The following is a 19,378-nucleotide window of genomic DNA, read 5'->3' on the forward strand; positions in this document are numbered from 1 at the left end:
GGCGATAGCCACCACGGTCCACCGCAGGGGAAGAGCCCGGGGAAGATCCGGATCCGGCACCAGCCCCATCGGGAGGGGAGACGAGTACTAACTAAGTCCGATAATTTGGAATCGTTGCACTAGGGAATCCGGCCGGGACACCCTGACTTCCCCGGGATAGAAGAAGACCGCCGCCCCCAGGACGACATGCCGACCCGCAGAGCCCGCATCGCAGGGTGACCGCTCCCGGGGTCATCCGGCACCATAACCCGGCCAGGAACGCAAGGAGAGGCGTCTCGCGCGCCGTCGCCGGCGTGGGCGCCCGAGCGCAACGGGGAATGCCAAGACTACGGGCGATCGATGTAACTCCAGAGGAAGGGTTCACCGGGGCACACGCCGCCGGAATAGATTAGAGAAGGGGACCCGGAGGGCCCCCGGTAAAGAGAAGAAAGATCGGTCGGGTTACGCGGACTTAACCGCGAGCTCGACGTCTTCTGCCTTGATCGTCTTGCGTCCCGCGTGCTGGGCAAGCCTGTTGGCTTCCTTGGTCAGCTCGGCGATATACGCCTCAGCCTTTGTAACCAGTGCAGCAGCAGCGTCGCTGCCCACTCTCTCAGCACCATTCTTCTTTGCGATACGTACAACCGCAGCAATAGGTAGATCTGCCATAATCTGATTTCACCTCTAAAAAGAAGTGTATGAGTTAATATTTAAATATTTCGGGATTATCTCGGAAATTTACGTTTCTCTTTCCTATCAGCGATACATATGGGCAGGGCATCCTGATATCCGGCAGAAAAATGGGGCGATTGAAAAAGAGGCAGATATTGCGTTTTTCGGGTAGAGGACGCATAATTCAGGGTTTTCTGGATTCCACCATCGATTTTGCGAGCATTATTGCATTCGTATAATTTGCTGAGGCGCGCGACGTATCCACGAAAATTCTATCGATATTTACCACCGGAGCACCATGCCCGGCTCCGGCTCCAAGGAACGTGAGCGTGCGGAAGATCAGGTTCCCGGAAACCCCGTCGGGAGCGACGACCATCCCGTACCGCCTCGCTGCCTCCTCGATCAGGATCTCGGTATGCTCCGCACCCGTCAGGCGGGCGACGAGCTCGGCATCCGCCATCGTCCGGTCGACGGTCGGGTGACGCCCGATATCCCCGAGGCGTCCGCCCGAGAGGACCGCCACACCATCGGCGAGACCGAAACTCCGGGCGATATCGCGGCCCCGCTCGACGAATCGAACCTTCTCCATGACCGTCCAGCCCTCGTCGACACCGACCGGGGCGAGGAGAAAAAGGTGTCCGTCGGCGGTCTCGAGAAGGGCTATCCGCTCCAGGTGGTCGACACCTGCGGCCCCTTTGAGGGCCGCAAGCGTGGAAGACGCAGGCAGGGTGCCCCTGACGGCGGCATCGATCCTGCCGGCGGCGAGAGCCTTGATGAGGGCGACCTCCGGCTGCTCCGCCTCGACGACCGTAACCGCATCTCCGAACAAGTCAGCAGTCCCGGGGCGGGAAAAAAGGATAAGGTTAACTTCCCGGCCGACCGCCCGGACAGTCGAGAGGATCTTCGCATCAGGGGATGCCGCACCAAGCCCGACCGTTACCGGCATACATTCCCTTCGGTGAAGATCTGCATGATGCCGTTCTGGTCCAGGTCAAAGACCTGTGTCTCCCGGCCCAGGTACCTGACGGTCAACCTCCGGCCGCCGTTAACCACCCCGATAGGGGCTGCAGTGATGCCGGCATCAACAAACCGGCGGCAGACCTCCTCCACGTTCTCCTCTTTCGCAGTCAGGATGAACCCCATGCCGGGATACATGCGCACCCACTGCTCGAAGGAAAGGCCGAGCGCGGAGAGGTCCGGCCGGGGTATCGCCTCAAGATCGATCACCGCCCCCTTCTCGCTCACCTCAAGGAGCATGCCGAGCGTCCCGATGACACCTGGGTTGCTGATATCCTTACCGGCTGTCACCAGGCGCTCTTTTCCCAGATCCTCCATCACCCGGATCTGGGCCCGCACCACCTCTGCCGACTTCATCGTGACCGAGTCCCAGTTGAAACAGCATGACGGGTGAACCCGGCCGTCGAGGTCTATCGCCGCGACCACGCAGTCACCCTCCTCTGCCGTATCCGAGAAGATGAGCTGGTCTATCCTGGCCGTCCCGAGGATCGCCACATCCACAACGCTGTACGGCGTCTCCGGGTGCAGATGCCCACCCACGATCGGGACGCCGAACTGCGTGGATGCAGCGACCATGCCCCGGGTCACCTCGTCGCGGATCAGGTTGTTCGTGACGGAGAGGATATCAACCATCGCAACAGGCCTTCCCCCCATAGCAGCGATATCATGAACGTTCACGAGCACGGCACAGTATCCTGCCCAGAACGGGTCTGCCTCCATGAGCTTGCTCCAGATGCCGTCTGCCGCAAGCAGCAGGGCATCCTCCCCATTATGCCGGATGACCGCAGCGTCCTCACCGAACGAAGCGACAACATCAGGGCTCTCGATCCGGAGAGACCGGACCATATCTCCGATCGCCTTCTTCCGGGTAACGCCTTCGTATTCCCTGACAGCCTGTGCTACCGTATCGGTGGAGCAATCCTTCACCACAAGAACACCAACACTCCGCTTTTCCTTATGGTATTCTGCCTCATCAGAGATAATGTATTTGATTCACCAGTATTATGCACTCTGCTCCGGGAACCGATAGCAAGCGGCATAGCATGCCCGGTCCCGATCCGGGAAAAACCTCCGGCAGACGTCCGGTAGCAGAACAGCGGCGTTCTCGTGCAGGGTCTCCCGGGATCTTCTGCGTCTGCACCGGGGTTGTATTTTTGATGCATCGCGTCACATAGATCTGTATGGATTGGGTGGAAAAGTACAGGCCACAGCGCCTTCAGGACGTTGTGGGGAACTCCGGCGCCGTCAGGCAGATGTACGAGTGGGCGCGGGACTGGTCGCGGCAGAAGAAGCCGCTGCTCCTGTACGGGAAACCCGGTATCGGCAAGACATCAAGCGCTCACGCCCTTGCCAACGACATGAACTGGGAGATGGTGGAGCTGAACGCCTCCGACCAGCGGACCAAATCGGCCCTCGAACGGGTGGCGGGATCGGGCTCCACCACGGCCAGTCTCTCCGGTGCGAGCCGCAAACTCATCCTGCTCGACGAGGCCGACAACCTGCACGGGCAGGCGGACCGGGGCGGGGCGAAGGCGATCGTGGAGATCATCGCGGCGTCGCAGCAGCCGATCATCCTGATAGCAAACGATTACTACTCCCTCTCAAGAGACATCAAAGCGGCCACGGAGCCGGTGCAATTCCGGGCGCTCCAGGCCCGCTCGATCGTCCCCCGCCTCCGCCAGATCTGTGCCGCAGAGGGTGTGACGTGCGATCCGCTCGTGCTCGATGATATCGCCGGCCGCGCCGGCGGCGATATGCGGGCCGCGGTGAACATGCTCTACGCCGCAGCCATCGGGAAGGAGCACCTCGCGACGGGTGACGTCCACACTTCCGCAAAGGACGAGCGATCCACGATCTTCGAACTCGTCGGCGGGGTCTTTAAGGGACGGAGGGACGCTGACCTGCTCCGCATGGCGGTGGAGGTCGAGGATACCCCCGACACCATCGAACAGTGGCTCGAAGGGAACATCGACCATATGCCCGATCTCGCCTCCCGGGCAAAGGGCTACGCCTGCCTATCAAGAGCGGACGAGTATATCGGCCGGACATACCGGCGGCAGTACTACACACTCTGGCGGTACGCAAGCGCCGTCATGCTCATCGGCGTCGCCGACGCCGCCGGCGGGCACGGCGTCCACGGCCGCATCATGCCGCCATCGCGCTGGCAGAAGATGGGAGCATCGAAGAAACAGAAAACGATCCGGGCAGGCCTGACCCGGAAACTCAGCGATATGACGCATATACCGGAGGATGCTCTCCGTGAAGACTTCTTCACGGCGATCAGCATCCTCGTCGAGCAGGACCCTGCAGGATACGTCCGCGAGTTCGAGCTCGACGCAGATGAGCTCGCCCTCTTCATCCACGATAAGGCCCGGGCCACAAAGGTGGTCAAAGACGTGGCAAAGGAGGAGAAGGCGAAGGAGAAGAAGGAGTCAGGCAAACAGAAGGCCTCCGGCAAAGGCAGGAAGCCCAGAGACGACGATCCTCCCGGCGACACCGCAGAGATGCGGCAGGACCTCCCCCCGGGTCAGGCGACGCTCTTTTAAGGGCTGCGGCGGCGGTGGTAGCGGTGGAGGAGGACCGGGCCGCAGTCCACGATCTCGCCGCCGTCCTTGTATATCTCACATCCCAGGTGGTAGACGAGTAGATCGCAGTTGACCCGGTCGGCAAGCGCGATCAGCGGCGGGACCATCTCCACACCGGGACGCACGGCGTAGATCAGGTCCGCACCTGCATACAGCCCGATCTCGGGCTCGAATATATCGTCGGTCACCACCGTGAGCCCGTCGTGCCGGATGCCGGCCCTTATATCAGTGCAGAGGGTAAGAGCGCCGGCTGCCGCGATAACCCGGGCGGCGTCGGGATTGTTGCCGATGCCCACTTCCACGACCCGACGGTAGCGAGCGGCGATATACTCTCCGATGCTCCGTTCAATACGTTTATAGTGACGCATTACCCAGAGATTATGTAATGGGCATCAATATTCTTTGGGATCCGCAGGCACCGGCAGGTATCGAGCTCCCGGTCGCCCGGATGATAGCGATGATCCTCGGAAGAGAGACCGGGCTCGTCGAGTACCCGTTCATCATCGACGGTTACGACAGGAACCGTGACCAGCACGATGCTCAAAAGATCCTGGACCGCCTGCAGGATACCCTCACCCGCAGATACGACATCCCCGGCCCCCTGCTGCTCGTCACCTCCCGGGACCTCTACGTCAACGGGTGCGACTTCGTCTTCGGCCTCGCGAGGCCGGCAAGCGGCGTCGCCATCGTCTCGACCGCCCGCCTCGGGAACGGTTACTATGGGAGGAGACCGGACGACACCGACCTGATCGACCGGACCGCGAAAGAGGGAGCACACGAACTCGGGCACCTCCTCGGGCTCGGGCACTGCGAAAACCCCGAATGCGTCATGTTCCGGCCGCGGACTCTGGACGAACTGGACCGGAAGAAGAAGATGCTCTGTCCGGCCTGCAGGGAGGCGCCGGGCCCCGGGGAAGAGGGATGACAGCAGCCCCCGACGCTGCTGCTCTCATGCTGGCTGCTGACAACTCCCGTCGGGAACACCTCACGGCGTTCCGGGAGAGAGCCCTGCAGGGACGGCCTGGCAAAAGTTTTAAACGAAAGTCACGGGAAACCTAGGAGTGAATTACAATGGGATACTCTTCTTCCTTAATCCAGCGAAAGTTCAAAGATATCGTCGGGAGGCGCTACGAGGCAGTCCTCAAGGACTACAGTGAGTTTCTGCTGACCGACGAGGAGATGCTCGTCCCGGAGGTCCGGTCGATCCTGATGCCGCTCGACATCTTCGTCCACGATATCACCGACGAAGCCATCGAGGTGCTCTCTGCCTACAACGCCACCATCTCGCTTGCCTACATCACCGATGCCGGGGTTATCGAACTCCTTGAGCAGGCGCTCAACCATGCATCAACGGAGGAATTCCGGGCGAAGAAGGAAGAGGAGGGGCGGGAGCTTCTCGAACGGACCGCGGCAAAACTCAAAGAACACGGCTTCTCAACCCAGACGCGGATGTTTGTCGGGCATAAGGGCGACGATGTTGTCAGGATAGCAAAGAATCACGACATGGTTGCACTCTGCCGACGCTATGCTGACGGGGAGTCGACCGACGTCTCGGTCAGCCCAATCGTCCTGCGTATCTGCCAGCGGGTGGAGACACCCGCGCTCATCTACTGACGGGTGCATCAATGGAAACTGTTGCACTCATCGCTATAGCGGTCTTTCTCTTCACCTACGCGCTCATCATCGACGAGCGGATCCACCGGGCGGTTGCCGCCATGCTCGGGGCGGCGATCGTCGTCTTCATCGGTATCGTCCCCTGGGAGGCGCTCCTCCAGCACGTCGACTTCGGGACGATCTTCCTGCTCCTCGGCATGATGATCATCGTCAATACCGCCCGCGGTAGCGGCCTCTTCGAGTACATCGCCATAAAGACGGCAAAACTCGCGAACGGAAGTCCTATCCGGGTTCTCATCCTCTTTGCGCTCGTGACTGCGCTCGTGAGCGCGTTCCTCGACAACGTCACCACGGTCCTCCTCCTCACCCCGATGCTCCTCTACGTCGCGAGGGTGATGAAGCTCAACCCCATACCGTTCCTGGTCACGGAGATCTTCGCCTCCAACATCGGCGGGGCCGCGACGCTCATCGGCGATCCCCCGAATATCATGATCGCATCGTCTGCGGGACTGACGTTCAACGAGTTCCTGATCCACCTCGGCCCCATCATGGCCATCGATATGGCGATTCTCATAGGGATGATGTACCTCATCTACGGCCGGTCCATGAAGGTGAGCCCCGATGAGCGCAAGGAGATGGTCCGGACGCTCAACGGCCTCGATGAGCGGGCGGCGATCGTCGACCGGGCGCTCTTCAAGAAGTCGGTGGCCGTCATCGCCTTCGTGGTCGTCCTCTTCTTCATTCACGACCGGATCGGGGAGATCCTGCACATAGTCCTGCCGTTCGTCGACCCGACGATGGGGCTTGAGCCCGCAGAGGTAGCCCTCATCGGGGCGGCGATCCTCCTCTTCTGGAGCAGGCAGTCTCCAGAGGAGATCTTCGAGAAGATCGAGTGGCCGGCCCTCTTCTTCTTCGGCGGGCTCTTTGTCATCGTCGGCGCCCTCGTCGAGACCGGCGTCATCGCGAGCATCGCCTCGGTCATGGTCGAGAACGTCAGTTCTACCGGTGAAGCGATGTTCATCGTGACCTGGTTTGCCGCCATCGCCTCGGCGATCGTGGACAACATCCCCCTGACCGCGGCGATGATACCGCTCATCCACGACCTCGGGACGACGATGGATGTCTATCCGCTCTGGTGGGCGCTCGCCCTCGGTGCATGCCTCGGCGGGAACGGCACTGCCATCGGAGCGTCGGCAAACGTTGTTGTTATCGGTATCGCTGAGCGTGAGGGGATCGGCATCACCTTTATCGATTTCCTGAAAGTAGGGATGCTGGTGCTCTTCGTGACGGTGGCGGTGGGCTTTGGCATGCTCTGGATGATGTTTGTGGTGTGAACGACATGAAAATACTCGTGCTTATCGATGGTTCGAAGTGGAGTCACAAGGCGGCTCTGCATGCGATTGAACTGGCAAAGCGGAAGAATGCCGAGGTGGTCCTCTTCTCGGTGCTGGATATAGCGGAGGCCAGAGCGCTGGCGTTCAACTTCTGCGCCCAGAGCGGCATATGCGACCAGGTAAAGGACTATGAGGGCCGGATCTGGGGAGATATGCGGAAGAGCACCCAGCAAGAACTCACCGCCATCCTCTCCCGCTATACGGGGGAGAAGGTCCGGTGCTCATCAAAGATCATGGAAGGCCGGATCAGGGATGAGGTGTTGCGGGAGGCGAACTCCGGCGAATACGGGCTGGTCGTCATGGGCGCTTTCGGCAGGAGCGGGAAGACCCGGATCAGCGCCCTGCTCGAACAGATTGGCGGTGCGGTCAGGCCGCCGCTGCTCGTCGTCCGGTGACCATCTCATTTTTGGCCGGTGCAACCTCCCGGGAGCAGGCCTTGCGGGCATCCTGCTCGCTGACCGACACGGCGCTCGACCGTACCTGAAGCGACGCCTGCCACAGCCGACGGCACCGGGCACATCTCTGGTTCCCTCCCCGTCCCACACCCGCATATCATGCCGGGATGGAGAGGAGGTCTCCTCCCGGGCAGGACTGCCGAAGATCCGGGCTTACTTCACCTGCTCAAGGTCTTCCGAGAGGTCGCCCGTCCAGAAGTCGACGGCGAGGAGGGGGGGCGACCGCAAGGGTGATGCAGGCCCCGATGAGGAGGGAGGCGGCGGCAACGACGGCGTAGCGGGGCAGTGCGTCTCCAGCCATGGGATCACTCACAATGCCCCGATATCCTCATACCAGAGGTCGGGGTGCGCCTCGATGAACGCGTGCATCATCGCTTTGCAGACGTCAAGATCCAGGTCGAGCACCTCGACACCGTGAGATTCGAGGAACTCCCGGGCTCCCGGGAAGTTTACCGACTCTCCTGCCACGACCTTCCCGATCCCGAACTGGACGGCCGCTCCTGCACAGAGGTAGCAGGGCATCAGCGTGGAGTAGAGAGTACACTCTGCGTAACTCTGGAGCCGCCCGGCGTTCCTCAGGCAGTCAATCTCGGCGTGGAGTATAGGGTCGTTACACTGGACACGGCGGTTGTGTCCCCGGCCGATGATCCGGCCGCCGCGAACCAGCACCGACCCGATGGGTATCCCACCCTCCCGAAGCCCCTCTTCTGCCTCTTCGATGGCGCACTTCATGAATAAGTCCATATCTGACGGTCTCCTGGATAACACAAATGGGATTATAAACTGATCGTAATCAGTAGCCAGATAAAAGAAGTTACTACAAGATTATAAACACATACGAGAAGGATGCGATGGAACCAGGCTCCGGCAGTGGAGATAGGTTCAATACCCGGCGGCGGCCCGGTCCGGCGGCAAAGAGCGGGGGAGCATACCCGGATTTTACCCGCACAGAGTCAGACGCTCGGAATCTCCCGCTCGGTCCCGATCTCGTCGAGCGCCTCCCGGGCGGCAAGCCTGACGTCGCGGTCAGCATCGCCGAGGAGGCGCACCAGGGATTCCCTGGCCCGCGGGTTGCCTATCCGGCCGAGCGCCCGTGCCGCCATCCTCCGGACCCGGGGTTTTGCGTCGTCGAGAACCCGGATCAGCGGCTCGACGGCCCGGGGATCGCCTATGTTCCCGAGTGCCCATGCCGCCCCTGCCCTGACCCAGGAATTATCGTCCTCCAGGCTCCGTATCAGCGGGAGCACAGGTTCGCGTTCATCAATAATCCCGAGCGCTTTCGCCGCCTTCCACCGGACATCGACGTATTCGTCATCCAGCGCCCGGATCAGCGGCTGCACCGCACGACGGTCGCCTATCTCCCCAAGCACATCCGCCGCCCGCCACCGCTCGTTGGAATTCCCGGACTCCAGCATCGAGAGATACCTGTGGAGTTTCTTCTCCCTGTCGAGGTCTGCGGCCCCTCCTCCCGGTACTGACGAATCCTTCCCTGCCATAGGCCACCTCACGCTCACCTTGGGTCACCGGAGTATAAGGTTTTGCCCCGCAAGGGGGCGCCACCGGGAGGTGCATTTTTCTACTATCGCTCCCATCACCATAGTATGGAGTGTCCGACCGGTACACCGGAGGGTACGGCGTTCCCGCCGGATCTGGAACGCCTCGGCATCGTCCCGGGAGCGAAGATCGACATCAGGGATCTCGATACGATAGGAAAACGCAACAACTTCCATATCTACCTCTACTTTGAGGAAGACCTGGCCCGGGACTCTACGCTCCGGGAAGACCTGCAGGAATACGGTGACGTCCCGGACCTGGATCGCCCGTTCATCAGGCTGGACGCATTTCTCCGATTCGCCACCGAGTCGGACCCCCTCTTCACCCAGCGCCTGGACGAACTCCCGCTGGTCGTGGAGGTCGTCGCCTACGGGGAACTTGGGATACGGGAGGGGAAAGCCGTGCCGTACGTCAAAGGGGTTATGCCGTTTCTCGACGAACTCGCGATGGAGGATACGCCGACAGTCTCCTGATCCCCTCTTTCTTCTCCCGGACGCTTCCGGCACCGGTCACGGAACCCGGACCGTGCCTGCTCCCTTCAGAATATCCAGGCTCACGTCGAAGTTCCTGACCGTATGGGTGAGCGCGCCCATACTGATGATATCGATCCCTGTCGCGGCATACCCGGCAAGGTCGCCGGCCCCAACCCCTCCCGAGACCTCGAGGATCAGGCGGTCCCGGAGACCCCGCTCGCTGAGCGCACGAACCGTCTCCCGGACCGCGTCCGGTGCCATGTTGTCGAGCAGGACGACGTCCGCCCCGGCTTTTGCAGCCGTGATTGCGTCCTCAGCCGTCTCGACCTCCACCTCGACTGTCCGGTAGGCGCTCTCTCCCCTCGCCCTCCGGATCGCTTCCGGGAGCGGCACCAGCACGAGGTGGTTATCCTTGATCAGGACCATATCCGAAAGGCAGTAGCGGTGCGGGTCGCCCCCGCCGAGCATCACCGCCTTCTTGTCGAGCACCCGGAGCCCCGGGGCCGTCTTCCGGGTCGCAGCGACCCGCACGTCCGGCGAGACCGTGCGGACAGCATCGACCGCTTCCCGGGTCCGCGTCGCAATTCCGCTCATCCGCCCAATGATGTTGAGCGCCGTCCGCTCCACGAGGAGGACCGCCCTTGCAGGGCCGTCGAGTTCAAGGAGGATCGCCCCCGGGGCGACCGCCCTGCCATCAGGGATACGCTCGCGAACCGTGACCCCGAAGTGCTCAAAGAGCGCCCGAGCCTCCGCAAGACCAGCGACGGTCCCCGGATCGTTCGCCCGGACCACCGCCCGGCAGGCGACGTCGGGGACGACCGCTTCAGAGGTGACGTCGCCCCACGGCGCATCCTCCCGGATGAACCGGAGCAGGTCCTCGACCGGGATCATACGCACTCACGCCCCGACAGCGATCATCCGCTCGATAGCCCGCCGCGCCCGGTCCATGACCTCAGGGGAGAGGACGATCTCGTGCTCCTCGCGATCGAGCGCCTGCTGGAGGTCGGCAAGGGATATCTTCTTCATATCCGCGCAGACTGCCTCCGGTTTCTCGTAAAAGACTCTTCCCGGGTAGAGCACCCGCAGGCGGGAGACCATCTCCCGCTCGGTGAAGACCGACCAGGGCTCATCTCCATCAGCGGCACCCCGGACCATGCCTCCAGTGGACGCGATCAGGTCCGCCTTCTCCTGGACCTCCGGCAGGCATTCGGGGTGACAGACGACCATACCGCCCTTCTTCCGGGCCGCTTCGACGTCGGCAAGAGTAAACCCGGTGTGGACATAGCAGTGGCCGCCGGGGGAGATAGGGATGATCGTCTTCTCGGGAAGCTCCCGCTGGACGTATGCCGCAAGGTTTGCATCCGGCCCGAAGAGGATCGTAGTGTTCGAAAGCGACCCAACGACCCTGACTGCGTTTGCCGATGTGCAGGTTATATCAGCGAGCGCCTTGCTCTCCGCTGTGCTGTTGACGTAGACCACCACGGCTGCATCAGGATACCGCTGTCGTGCCTCCCGGATCAGGTCCGGGGTCAGAAAGTCAGCGAGGGGGCACCCCGCATCCTCCACCGGGATGATCACCTTCCGTTCGGGGTTGAGGATCTTCGCCGTCTCGGCCATAAACCGGACGCCGCAGATGACAATCAGGTCCGCCTTGGCTTCCTTCGCCTTCACCGCGAGCTCGAGGCTGTCGCCCACGACATCGGCGAGCGCCTGGATCGCCAGGGGCTGGTAGTTATGTGCCATGATGACTGCGTTCTTCCTGGCTTTGAGCGCACGAATCTCTTTTTCCATTGCTATGTACCCACCACCAGAGGGTTTTCGAGGTTCTTTAAGAGCGTCAGGATGGAGAGGGCCGCCATATAACTTGTGGCGGGGTTATCAGGGCTCGGGACGTTCCTGACCCTTATGTAGATGTCCCCGAAGTCGCCCTCGACGAATATCTCGTGAATGTTCCTCTCTGCTGCAGGGTCGACCCAGAGTTCCACATCGGCATCCCGGCCGGCAGCAAGTCCCAACGCTACTGCGACGTTGATATTTTTCGGGTATTGCTTTATACAGTCGTGCGCCAGCCCTTTAAATATCTCCGTCCGGGTCGTGGCGGTCATCCCGAGTGATGCGGGAGGTTTTGTCGTCCGGAGGAGGAGTTTTTCCGGCGGCGATACCTGGCCGATCTTGAGGTTATCGAGCCCGACGATGGCACCGCTTGGTATACGGATCTTCTTTCCCGCCTCCCGTGCAGCCTCGATGAGGCGCTCGCGGAACTCCTCATCCGCGAGAGCCCCCCCGGAGAGGACGATGATGTCCCGTCCCGACCGGAGGACTGCCTCCCCGTAGTATCTGACAGCGTCGACGGAGGCAGCTTCCACAACAATCGAGAAGTCTTCCTGCATGAAGGCGTCAAAGTCCGTATACGACCGGGCATGGCAGAGCGCCGCCAGTTCTTCCGCCCGCCCGGGGATGATATCGAAGACTGCGACAACCTGGATGCTCTCGGCGTGCGTGGCGATGATGCGCCCGACGTTGCCGCATCCTAGCAACCCTATTTTAATCATCGAATAAAGAAATTGTAATATTAGCGGTTAAGTATTGTGCTCTGCACAAAATCGCCCGGAAGAGGGGTAAAATATCCTCCGACCGGAAGGGGAGATCACACCGCCGGGAGATCAGGCTGGCTGCCAACCGCGCGCAAGGAGAGTCGATGACCACCACTCTAGAAGATTTACGAGGAAAACGAATCTACATCGAGAGTTACGGGTGCACCTACAACCACGCCGACACCCGGAGGCTCACGGCGATACTGGAAGGTCTCGGCTGCACGCTGACCGGGCCGGACGAGGCGGACGCCGTGATCATCAACACCTGCACGGTGATCGGCACAACCGAGCGCAAGATGCTCCGCCGCCTCGCTGCGTTCGCCGACCGGGACCTCTATGTGACCGGGTGCATGCCGCTTGTCCAGATGGAGAGGGTCCGCTCGGTCTGCACGCCGCACGTCATTCTCCCAGACGAGATTCACGAGCGCTCTTGCAGCGTCGGCACCCGGGGAGCAGGAGCAATCGGCGTGGTGCAGGTGGCGAGCGGGTGCGTCGGCCGGTGCAGTTACTGCATCACCCGGCTCGCACGGGGGCGGCTCAAGAGCGCACCTGCACAGGCTATACTCGATGCCGTCCGGCATCTTGTCGCGTCGGGCGCCTACGAGATTCAGTTGACCGGACAGGACGTGGCTGCCTGGGGGCTCGACCGGGGCGAATCACTCCCGGACCTCCTGCGGGCGATCGCAGATATACCGGGGGAGTTCGCCGTCCGGCCGGGGATGATGCACCCGGCCTCGGTGCTCGGGATCCTTGATGCGCTCGTCGAGGCCTATGAGAGCGATAAGATTTTTCAGTTCCTTCACCTTCCCGTCCAGTCGGGCTCCGACGCCGTCCTCGAACGGATGCAACGCGGCTACCGGGCGGCCGATGTCGTGAGGGTTGTCGATACGTTCCGGGCAGCGTTCCCGGATATGATGATATCGTCGGACTTCATCACAGGGTTTCCCGGGGAGACGGACGAGGAGTTCCAGCAGACGCTCGACCTTCTCCGAAGGGCGGCGTTTGTGAAGGTGAACATAACCCGCTACTCCCGGCGACCCGGAACGCCGGCCGCTGCCTGGAAGGACCTCCCCGAGCGGATCCGGAAAGATCGGTCCCGGGCGCTACTTCGCGAGGCGAACCGGATCTACGACTGTTATAACGAGCGCTGGATGGGTCGGGAGACACCGGTCGTTGCAACGGAGAAGAACGCACCCGGGTCGACCGTCTGCCGCAACCCCTGCTACCTCAACGTCGTTGTCGGAGAGGATCTGCCGTTCGGGTTCTCGGGGAGGGTGGTGATCACCAACACCCGGCGGCACTACGTCACCGGCGAACGGGTCCCGTCCGGTGCCGGGCACAGGGGTTAGCCCGGGAGTTTGGTACTACCGAAAACTTTTCTTCCGGCGAAGCATACTCTTCTGCCATGCAGGGGATCACCGGGCACGAACTCTCCTCGAGGAAGGCCGAATACCTCAAATACATCCATATGCAGGGCCATGTCGTGAAGACGACAGATGTTGCCGCCCATTTCTCTATCGCGCCCTCGACGGCGACAAAGGCGCTTGCAGAGATCGCAAAGGCGGGTTACATCGAGCATTCACCCTATCACGGTGTGAAGATCACGCCCATCGGCACCGACTACGCCCGATTCCTGATCCGGCGTCATCGGATCGTCGCCCTGGTGCTCAGCCGCTACGGCCTTGAGCCCGGCGAAGCCTGCAGGGAGGCGAAGAAGATCGAGCAGTGCGTCTCAAAGGACCTCACCAACAGGATGTGTATGTCGCTCGGGCACCCGATGATGAGCGTCTGCGGGGAGATCGAGCACGATCACTGTTGCTGCTGCCCCTCAGGCGGCCCCGAGAGGTGACGGCACAACGCTTTATCCCCGCAGGGGGAGTAGGTTTAGACTCACACCAAATCAGGATTGGAGAAGCATGAGAAGACAGGATAACGGCAATGTCGCTCCCCTCTCGCTTGCTGCAGCCGTATTCGTAGTCCTCCTGCTGGCAGCAGCCACGGCAGGATGCACCGGAACCGAGCGGCAGGATGATGGGAAAGTCGTTGTCGCGGTCACTATACCTCCCGAGCAGGAGTTCGTGGAGCGGGTGGGGGGCGATCACGTCCGGGTGATCCTGCTGGTGCCGCCGGGGGCCGACCCGCACACCTATGAACCGCCGCCGGGAGTCCTTGCCGATGTCGCAGAGGCGGATATGTATGCCGCGGTGGGGTCGGGTATAGAGTTCGAACTCGCCTGGAAGGAGAAGATCGCCGCCCTGAACCCTGAGATGCGGATCGTCGACTGCTCACGCGGTATCGACCTTATATCGACCGGCGAAGGCGGCCACCCCGGGACCGACCCGCACATCTGGGTCTCTCCCCGGAACGCGAAGGTCATGGTCGAGAACATCCGAGAGGGCCTTGCAGAAGTCGACCCGGCAAACGCCGACGACTACCGCAGGAACGCCGACGCATACCTGAAGGAACTCGATGCCCTGGACGCGGAGATCGCCGGGGCGCTTGCCGAATCAGGGGCGAAGAAGGTCATGGTCTACCACTCGTCGTGGGCCTACCTTGCACGGGACTACGGCTTCACCGAGGTCCCTATCGAGGACGAGGGGAAGGAACCCTCCCCACAGAGGATAGAACACCTCATCGAGCAGGCGAAGGAGGAGCATATCAGGGTGATATTTGCGTCGCCCGAGCACTCGACCCGGAACGCCGAGGTGATCGCGGACGAGATCGGCGGCACCGTGGTGCTGGTAAGCCCGCTCGCGAAAGATTACCTGGAGAACATGCGACACGTGGCCTCAGCATTCGCGGGGAGCGGCAGGTCATGAGCGCTCCCGTGATCGATGTCGACGATGTCTGGGTCAGGCTGCGGGGCCAGACCGTGCTCGAGGGCGTGAGCCTCGCCATCTATCCTGATGATTTTTACGCGATCATCGGGCCGAACGGCGGCGGGAAGACGACGCTCCTCCGGGTTATCCTGGGGCTCCTCGCCCCCGCCGCGGGCGAGGTCCGGATCCTCGGCAGCACAGAGGCGGCGATGCGAAAGAATCTCGGCTACGTCCCCCAGTTCCGGACGTTCGACTTCGAGTATCCCATCACCGTGCGGGAGATGGTCCTCTCCGGCCGTCTCGGCCACATCACCCGCCGGCCGCGGCGCTACGATGCCGAAGACCACGCCCGGGCCGAAGAAGCGCTCGAGACGATGCGCATCGCCGATCTCGCCGACCGGCAGATCCGGGACCTCTCGGGTGGGGAGCAGCAGCGGGCGATCATCGCCCGGGCGCTCGTCGGCGACCCAAAGGTGCTCCTCCTCGACGAGCCGACGGTCTACGTGGACGCCCCGACGGAGGCGCAGTTCTACGGGATCCTGGACCGGCTCCGTGACCGTATGGCGATCGTCCTCGTGACCCACGATATCGGGGTGCTCCCGGATCATGTGACCCGGGTCGCCTGCTTAAACAGGCATCTCTATACGCACGACACGAACGAGATCACGCCGGATATGCTCGAGGCCGCATACCACTGCCCGGTGGATCTCATCGCCCACGGCGTTCCGCACCGGGTCTTCCCGGAGCATTCCCGGGATGATGACGATGTTTGAGGTGCTCGGGTTTGAGTTCTTCAGGAACGCGCTCGTCGCCGGGGCGCTCGCGAGCGTCGCCTGCGGTATCATCGGCACCTACGTCGTAGTGCGGCGGATGGTCTCGGTCAGCGGCGGCATATCCCACGCGGCCTTCGGCGGGATTGGTCTCGGCTACTTCCTCGGGATCGACCCGCTCATCGGGGCCGCCGGGTTCACCGTGGCGACAGCGCTCGGGATGGGCGCGCTCCAGCTCCGGGCCCGGCAGCAGATGGATACGCTCATCGGCGCTGTCTGGGCTGCCGGTATGGCAATAGGGATTCTCTTCGTCTACCTGACGCCGGGGTTTGCTCCCGACCTCTTCTCCTACCTCTTCGGGAACATCCTCCTCGTGCCGCGGGGGGACATCCTGCTGATGACTCTCCTCGTCGTCATCATCGTCGCCGTCGTAGCCTTCCTCTACCGGGAGCTTCAGGCAGTCACCTTCGACCCGGACTACGCGACGGTCATGAACCTGCCGGTCGAGCGGCTCTCGCTCCTCCTCCTTGTGCTGATTGCGCTCACGGTGGTGATGCTGATCCGGGTGGTGGGGATCATCCTCGTGATCGCGCTCCTCACGCTCCCGGCGGCGATCAGCCGCCTCTACACCACCCGTATCTGGAGCATGATGCTTGGCGCCGTCGCCCTCGGCATCATCTTCACCGTAGCGGGGATATGGCTCTCCTACCTCGCGAACGTCCCGTCGGGGGCGACGATCATCCTCGTGAGCACGCTCGTATACGCGGGTGCTCTCGGCGTCGAACGCCTCCGGCAGGGGGACTAACGGGACAAACCGGTGCGCTTATGCCGGCGTACGCAAGAGGTGAGTGAGCACATGGATCCGATCATCAAAGAGGGATACACCCGGCTCCTCGAGACCCTCGGGGACCTGCAGGCGAAGAAGGAAGACTCAGCCTCGGAGCTTCGGGGGAATGCAGGAGCCTTTCTTGCGCGGATGGCCGCCGATACGGCGCCGGTCGTGGAGAGGATCGGCCTTGAGATGCTCCGGCGCGCAAAGAGAGAGGCATCGGGGGAACTCTACGAGCAGGAATACTACGACAAGAAGATGATCGTCCTCGGGAAGGGCGAGCCGCTCCCGTACCGCCCGGATGACCCGGGCAAGCCCGTCGATGCCCAGATATGCGTCCTCGGAGAAGACGGGAACTTCTACGAAGTGATGTACACCAACACCGATATCCGGATCGACTCCTACCTCGCCCCCATGACGCCGGAGGAGGCGTTCGATATCTACGGCTACGACCTCGTTTTCATGCTCTACCGGGCGCTGTACGAGTATGCGGAGAAGGAGGAGGAACTGACGGCCGCGCTCGCGCGGACGATCGAGTACCTCGCATCTTAAAAACCTGTTTTTTGTTGAGTTATTCCCGGATATGAGGGGCCGCCGGTCGCAGCACGCACCCGGGGGTGCTTAAACTCCCGCCGTACCGCCGGTCGCGCAGGGAACGCGTCACGATCGGTGCCGCGAGCGCCCTCCCGCATCCCCGTCCCCTCACCGATGCTCAAAGAGCGGGAACATCGGTTCCGTCGGGTCGTGCCCGGCCCCGAGCGCCGTGAGCGGGTACGAACGCATAAACTCCTGGCCATCGGCGTTCTCGTACGTGACGACGGCTTTTGCCTCAGAGACCATGGAAGCAAGGCCAAATCCGGATTTCTCATCCGGGTCGAGCGAAGCGAGATCAAACTCGATGTCGAGCGGGACGAGGGCGACATGAATCTTCTGTGCCCGGGCAGTGCCCGTATTGGTCACGAGGATCTCCCGGGCATCTTCCGAGAGTTCTGCAGTGATGAGCGGGTAATTGCCGGTCTCTCCCATGATATGGATACTCATCAGGAGGACAAGCACAAAGACCAGCGCTATGAGGGCGAAGAAGACGTCGATGAAGAGCAGCCCGAGCGTAATGAGGCCGCCTATCATCAAGATGATCTTCTGGTTCTTTTCCATGCTAAATGGGTTGGTTCGCCGGGGAATATAAGAATAGGTTTTCGATGGGGCGGCAAGAACCCGGTCCAGGCGTTCTGCCCCCGGGGTCGCCTGCACTCAACCCTGGAGAAGGGCAACATGACCATATACCGTCATGGCGAAATGTACAGAGAGAGAGTATGCTTGAGTTGAAGTTCGTTCGTGCACACCCCGAGATCGTCAGGGCAGACCTCACGAAGAGAGGAGATACCGAGAAGTTTGCCTGGGTCGACGAGGTGCTGGAGATGGATCGGAGGGCACGGGAACTCACCGTGGCGATCGGAGAACTGCGCAACCGGAGGAACGTCATATCCCGCGAGATCAGCCAGGCAAGGAAGGCGGGGAGAGATATTGCAGGACTCCTCTCCGAGGCGGCAGACCTTCCCGCGCGGGTCAAGGAAGCGGAGACGGAGTATGATACGCTCACTGAAGCAGTCAGGTACCGCCTGATGCGGCTTCCGAACATACTGCACGAGAGCGTGCCCATCGGCAAGGATGATACCGAGAACGTCGAGATCCGGCGATGGGGCGAACCGAGGGTTCCCGCGTTCGACCTGAAGAACCACGGCGCGCTTGCCGTCGAGCATGATTGGGCCGACTTCGAACGCGCGGTAAAGATCTCCGGCGCCGGATTTTACTTCCTGAAGGGCCGGCTCGCCCTGCTCGATATGGCGCTCCAGCGGTTTGCGATGGACCTCCTTGTTGCGCGCGGGTATACCCCGATTGTACCCCCGTACATGCTGAACCGGGCCGCATACGAGGGCGTGACCGACCTTGCCGACTTCGAGAACGTCATGTACAAGATCGACGGCGAGGATGAGTACCTTATCGCGACGAGCGAGCACCCGATGGCCGCGATGTACAGCGATGAGATCTTCGAAGAGAAGGATCTGCCGCTCCGGCTTGCAGGAGTGAGCCCGTGCTTCCGGCGCGAGATCGGGGCGCATGGGATCGATACGAAGGGGCTCTTCCGGGTCCACCAGTTCCACAAGGTGGAGCAGTTCATCTATGCCACACCTGAGCAGTCCTGGGACCTCCATGAAGAACTGCTGGCGAACGCCGAGGAGGTCTTCCAGCAGCTCGGCCTCCCCTACCGGATCGTCTCGATCTGCACGGGAGATATCGGGACCGTCGCCGCAAAGAAGTACGACCTCGAGGTCTGGATGCCGCGCGAGGAGCGCTACCGTGAAGCGGTATCGTGCTCGAACTGCACGGCCTACCAGGCGGTCAGGCTGAACATCAAGGTGCGCGACCCGGTCGAATTTACGTCGAAGCGCTACGTGCATACCCTCAACAGCACCGCGATCGCGACGTCGCGCGCGATCCGGGCGATCCTTGAGAACTACCAGAACGAGGACGGTTCGGTCACGATCCCGGAGCCCCTCAGGCCCTACCTCTACGGCGATGAGACGCTTTAACGGGGGCCGGCAACAGTGATTTCCGGCGTCCC

At 61.9% G+C, this 19,378-nt stretch carries 24 protein-coding genes; 13 read left to right on the plus strand and 11 right to left on the minus strand.

Going from position 1 to position 19,378, the window contains the following annotated elements:
• Positions 1-441: 441 nt before the first annotated feature.
• From BP846_RS00600 to BP846_RS00610, 3 genes are all read right to left on the minus strand, one after another.
• Positions 442-648 carry a histone family protein gene (locus tag BP846_RS00600; RefSeq protein ID WP_066955067.1) on the minus strand — a complete coding sequence of 69 codons (207 nt, stop codon included), beginning with the start codon at positions 646-648 and terminating at the stop codon, positions 442-444.
• A gap of 187 nt (positions 649-835) precedes the next feature.
• Positions 836-1,597 (minus strand): methanogenesis marker protein Mmp4/MtxX, encoded by a 762-nt coding sequence (gene mtxX / locus BP846_RS00605; RefSeq protein ID WP_292392108.1) that lies wholly within the window; start codon positions 1,595-1,597, stop codon positions 836-838.
• Complete coding sequence (locus BP846_RS00610) at positions 1,588-2,598, minus strand: methanogenesis marker 2 protein (protein ID WP_292392109.1); 1,011 nt, start codon at positions 2,596-2,598, stop codon at positions 1,588-1,590. Before BP846_RS00610 ends, mtxX begins: the two co-directional genes overlap by 10 nt.
• A 251-nt stretch (positions 2,599-2,849) precedes the next feature.
• On the opposite strand from BP846_RS00610, the gene BP846_RS00615 reads away from it, so the two are divergent.
• Entirely contained in the window at positions 2,850-4,214 is a 1,365-nt protein-coding gene (locus BP846_RS00615; RefSeq protein WP_292392110.1) for a replication factor C large subunit, read from the plus strand.
• Here BP846_RS00615 and BP846_RS00620 read toward each other — a convergent pair.
• The gene (locus BP846_RS00620; RefSeq protein WP_292392111.1) at positions 4,211-4,621 is read right to left on the minus strand and encodes a UPF0146 family protein; all 411 of its coding nucleotides are present in this window, start codon (positions 4,619-4,621) and stop codon (positions 4,211-4,213) included. The two genes, BP846_RS00615 and BP846_RS00620, sit on opposite strands and share 4 nt — an antisense overlap.
• Before the next feature lie 17 nt (positions 4,622-4,638).
• On the opposite strand from BP846_RS00620, the gene BP846_RS00625 reads away from it, so the two are divergent.
• The 4 genes from BP846_RS00625 to BP846_RS00640 all read left to right on the plus strand — a co-directional run bounded on the left by BP846_RS00625 (position 4,639) and on the right by BP846_RS00640 (position 7,656).
• A complete protein-coding gene (locus tag BP846_RS00625; protein WP_292392112.1) occupies positions 4,639-5,178 on the plus strand; it encodes an archaemetzincin family Zn-dependent metalloprotease in 540 nt (179 codons plus the stop codon).
• 146 nt (positions 5,179-5,324) lie between these two features.
• The gene (locus tag BP846_RS00630) at positions 5,325-5,867 is read left to right on the plus strand and encodes a universal stress protein (protein WP_292392113.1); all 543 of its coding nucleotides are present in this window, start codon (positions 5,325-5,327) and stop codon (positions 5,865-5,867) included.
• A gap of 11 nt (positions 5,868-5,878) precedes the next feature.
• Positions 5,879-7,201, plus strand: a complete 1,323-nt coding sequence (locus tag BP846_RS00635) for an ArsB/NhaD family transporter (protein ID WP_292392114.1) — start codon at positions 5,879-5,881, stop codon at positions 7,199-7,201.
• A gap of 5 nt (positions 7,202-7,206) precedes the next feature.
• Positions 7,207-7,656: a universal stress protein gene (locus BP846_RS00640; RefSeq protein ID WP_292392115.1), complete on the plus strand. Its 450-nt coding sequence runs from the start codon at positions 7,207-7,209 to the stop codon at positions 7,654-7,656.
• 226 nt (positions 7,657-7,882) lie between these two features.
• Here the strand turns inward: BP846_RS00640 and BP846_RS00645 are convergent, their stop codons facing one another.
• The 3 genes from BP846_RS00645 to BP846_RS00655 all read right to left on the minus strand — a co-directional run bounded on the left by BP846_RS00645 (position 7,883) and on the right by BP846_RS00655 (position 9,212).
• Complete coding sequence (locus tag BP846_RS00645; RefSeq protein ID WP_292392116.1) at positions 7,883-8,029, minus strand: hypothetical protein; 147 nt, start codon at positions 8,027-8,029, stop codon at positions 7,883-7,885.
• A complete protein-coding gene (locus tag BP846_RS00650) occupies positions 8,026-8,460 on the minus strand; it encodes a nucleoside deaminase (protein WP_292392117.1) in 435 nt (144 codons plus the stop codon). The genes BP846_RS00645 and BP846_RS00650 overlap by 4 nt, the downstream gene beginning before the upstream one ends.
• A gap of 209 nt (positions 8,461-8,669) precedes the next feature.
• Positions 8,670-9,212 carry a HEAT repeat domain-containing protein gene (locus BP846_RS00655; RefSeq protein WP_292392118.1) on the minus strand — a complete coding sequence of 181 codons (543 nt, stop codon included), beginning with the start codon at positions 9,210-9,212 and terminating at the stop codon, positions 8,670-8,672.
• A 105-nt stretch (positions 9,213-9,317) separates the two neighbouring features.
• Between BP846_RS00655 and BP846_RS00660 the strand changes: the two genes are divergently transcribed.
• Positions 9,318-9,743 carry a hypothetical protein gene (locus BP846_RS00660; protein ID WP_292392119.1) on the plus strand — a complete coding sequence of 142 codons (426 nt, stop codon included), beginning with the start codon at positions 9,318-9,320 and terminating at the stop codon, positions 9,741-9,743.
• 36 nt (positions 9,744-9,779) lie between these two features.
• Here the strand turns inward: BP846_RS00660 and nadC are convergent, their stop codons facing one another.
• Genes nadC through nadX form a run of 3 tightly spaced genes read right to left on the minus strand, consistent with a single transcriptional unit; the run spans position 9,780 to position 12,295 of the window.
• Entirely contained in the window at positions 9,780-10,634 is an 855-nt protein-coding gene (nadC, locus tag BP846_RS00665) for a carboxylating nicotinate-nucleotide diphosphorylase (protein WP_292392120.1), read from the minus strand.
• Positions 10,635-10,640: 6 nt separating this feature from the next.
• On the minus strand, positions 10,641-11,534 hold the full coding sequence (gene nadA / locus BP846_RS00670) for a quinolinate synthase NadA (protein ID WP_292392121.1): 894 nt from the start codon (positions 11,532-11,534) through the stop codon (positions 10,641-10,643).
• Positions 11,535-11,536: 2 nt separating this feature from the next.
• Positions 11,537-12,295 (minus strand): aspartate dehydrogenase, encoded by a 759-nt coding sequence (gene nadX, locus BP846_RS00675; protein WP_292392122.1) that lies wholly within the window; start codon positions 12,293-12,295, stop codon positions 11,537-11,539.
• Between the two features lie 146 nt (positions 12,296-12,441).
• Here nadX and BP846_RS00680 point away from each other — a divergent pair, with 146 nt between their 5' ends.
• From BP846_RS00680 to BP846_RS00705, 6 genes are all read left to right on the plus strand, one after another.
• Complete coding sequence (locus BP846_RS00680; RefSeq protein WP_292392123.1) at positions 12,442-13,686, plus strand: tRNA (N(6)-L-threonylcarbamoyladenosine(37)-C(2))-methylthiotransferase; 1,245 nt, start codon at positions 12,442-12,444, stop codon at positions 13,684-13,686.
• 56 nt (positions 13,687-13,742) lie between these two features.
• On the plus strand, positions 13,743-14,186 hold the full coding sequence (locus tag BP846_RS00685; RefSeq protein WP_292392124.1) for a metal-dependent transcriptional regulator: 444 nt from the start codon (positions 13,743-13,745) through the stop codon (positions 14,184-14,186).
• A 67-nt stretch (positions 14,187-14,253) separates the two neighbouring features.
• Positions 14,254-15,156, plus strand: coding sequence for a metal ABC transporter solute-binding protein, Zn/Mn family (locus BP846_RS00690; RefSeq protein WP_292392125.1), 903 nt, complete (start codon positions 14,254-14,256; stop codon positions 15,154-15,156).
• Complete coding sequence (locus BP846_RS00695; protein ID WP_292392126.1) at positions 15,153-15,929, plus strand: metal ABC transporter ATP-binding protein; 777 nt, start codon at positions 15,153-15,155, stop codon at positions 15,927-15,929. The genes BP846_RS00690 and BP846_RS00695 overlap by 4 nt, the downstream gene beginning before the upstream one ends.
• On the plus strand, positions 15,922-16,731 hold the full coding sequence (locus BP846_RS00700) for a metal ABC transporter permease (protein ID WP_394339945.1): 810 nt from the start codon (positions 15,922-15,924) through the stop codon (positions 16,729-16,731). Before BP846_RS00695 ends, BP846_RS00700 begins: the two co-directional genes overlap by 8 nt.
• Before the next feature lie 51 nt (positions 16,732-16,782).
• Positions 16,783-17,307 (plus strand): hypothetical protein, encoded by a 525-nt coding sequence (locus BP846_RS00705; RefSeq protein WP_292392128.1) that lies wholly within the window; start codon positions 16,783-16,785, stop codon positions 17,305-17,307.
• A gap of 150 nt (positions 17,308-17,457) precedes the next feature.
• On the opposite strand, the gene BP846_RS00710 is transcribed toward BP846_RS00705, so the two are convergent.
• The gene (locus BP846_RS00710; RefSeq protein ID WP_292392129.1) at positions 17,458-17,910 is read right to left on the minus strand and encodes a hypothetical protein; all 453 of its coding nucleotides are present in this window, start codon (positions 17,908-17,910) and stop codon (positions 17,458-17,460) included.
• Between the two features lie 158 nt (positions 17,911-18,068).
• Here BP846_RS00710 and serS point away from each other — a divergent pair, with 158 nt between their 5' ends.
• The gene (serS, locus tag BP846_RS00715) at positions 18,069-19,346 is read left to right on the plus strand and encodes a serine--tRNA ligase (RefSeq protein WP_292392130.1); all 1,278 of its coding nucleotides are present in this window, start codon (positions 18,069-18,071) and stop codon (positions 19,344-19,346) included.
• The last annotated feature ends 32 nt before the right edge of the window (positions 19,347-19,378 follow it).

Source organism: Methanoculleus sp. UBA303, assembly GCA_002501655.1.
GTDB lineage: Archaea > Halobacteriota > Methanomicrobia > Methanomicrobiales > Methanoculleaceae > Methanoculleus.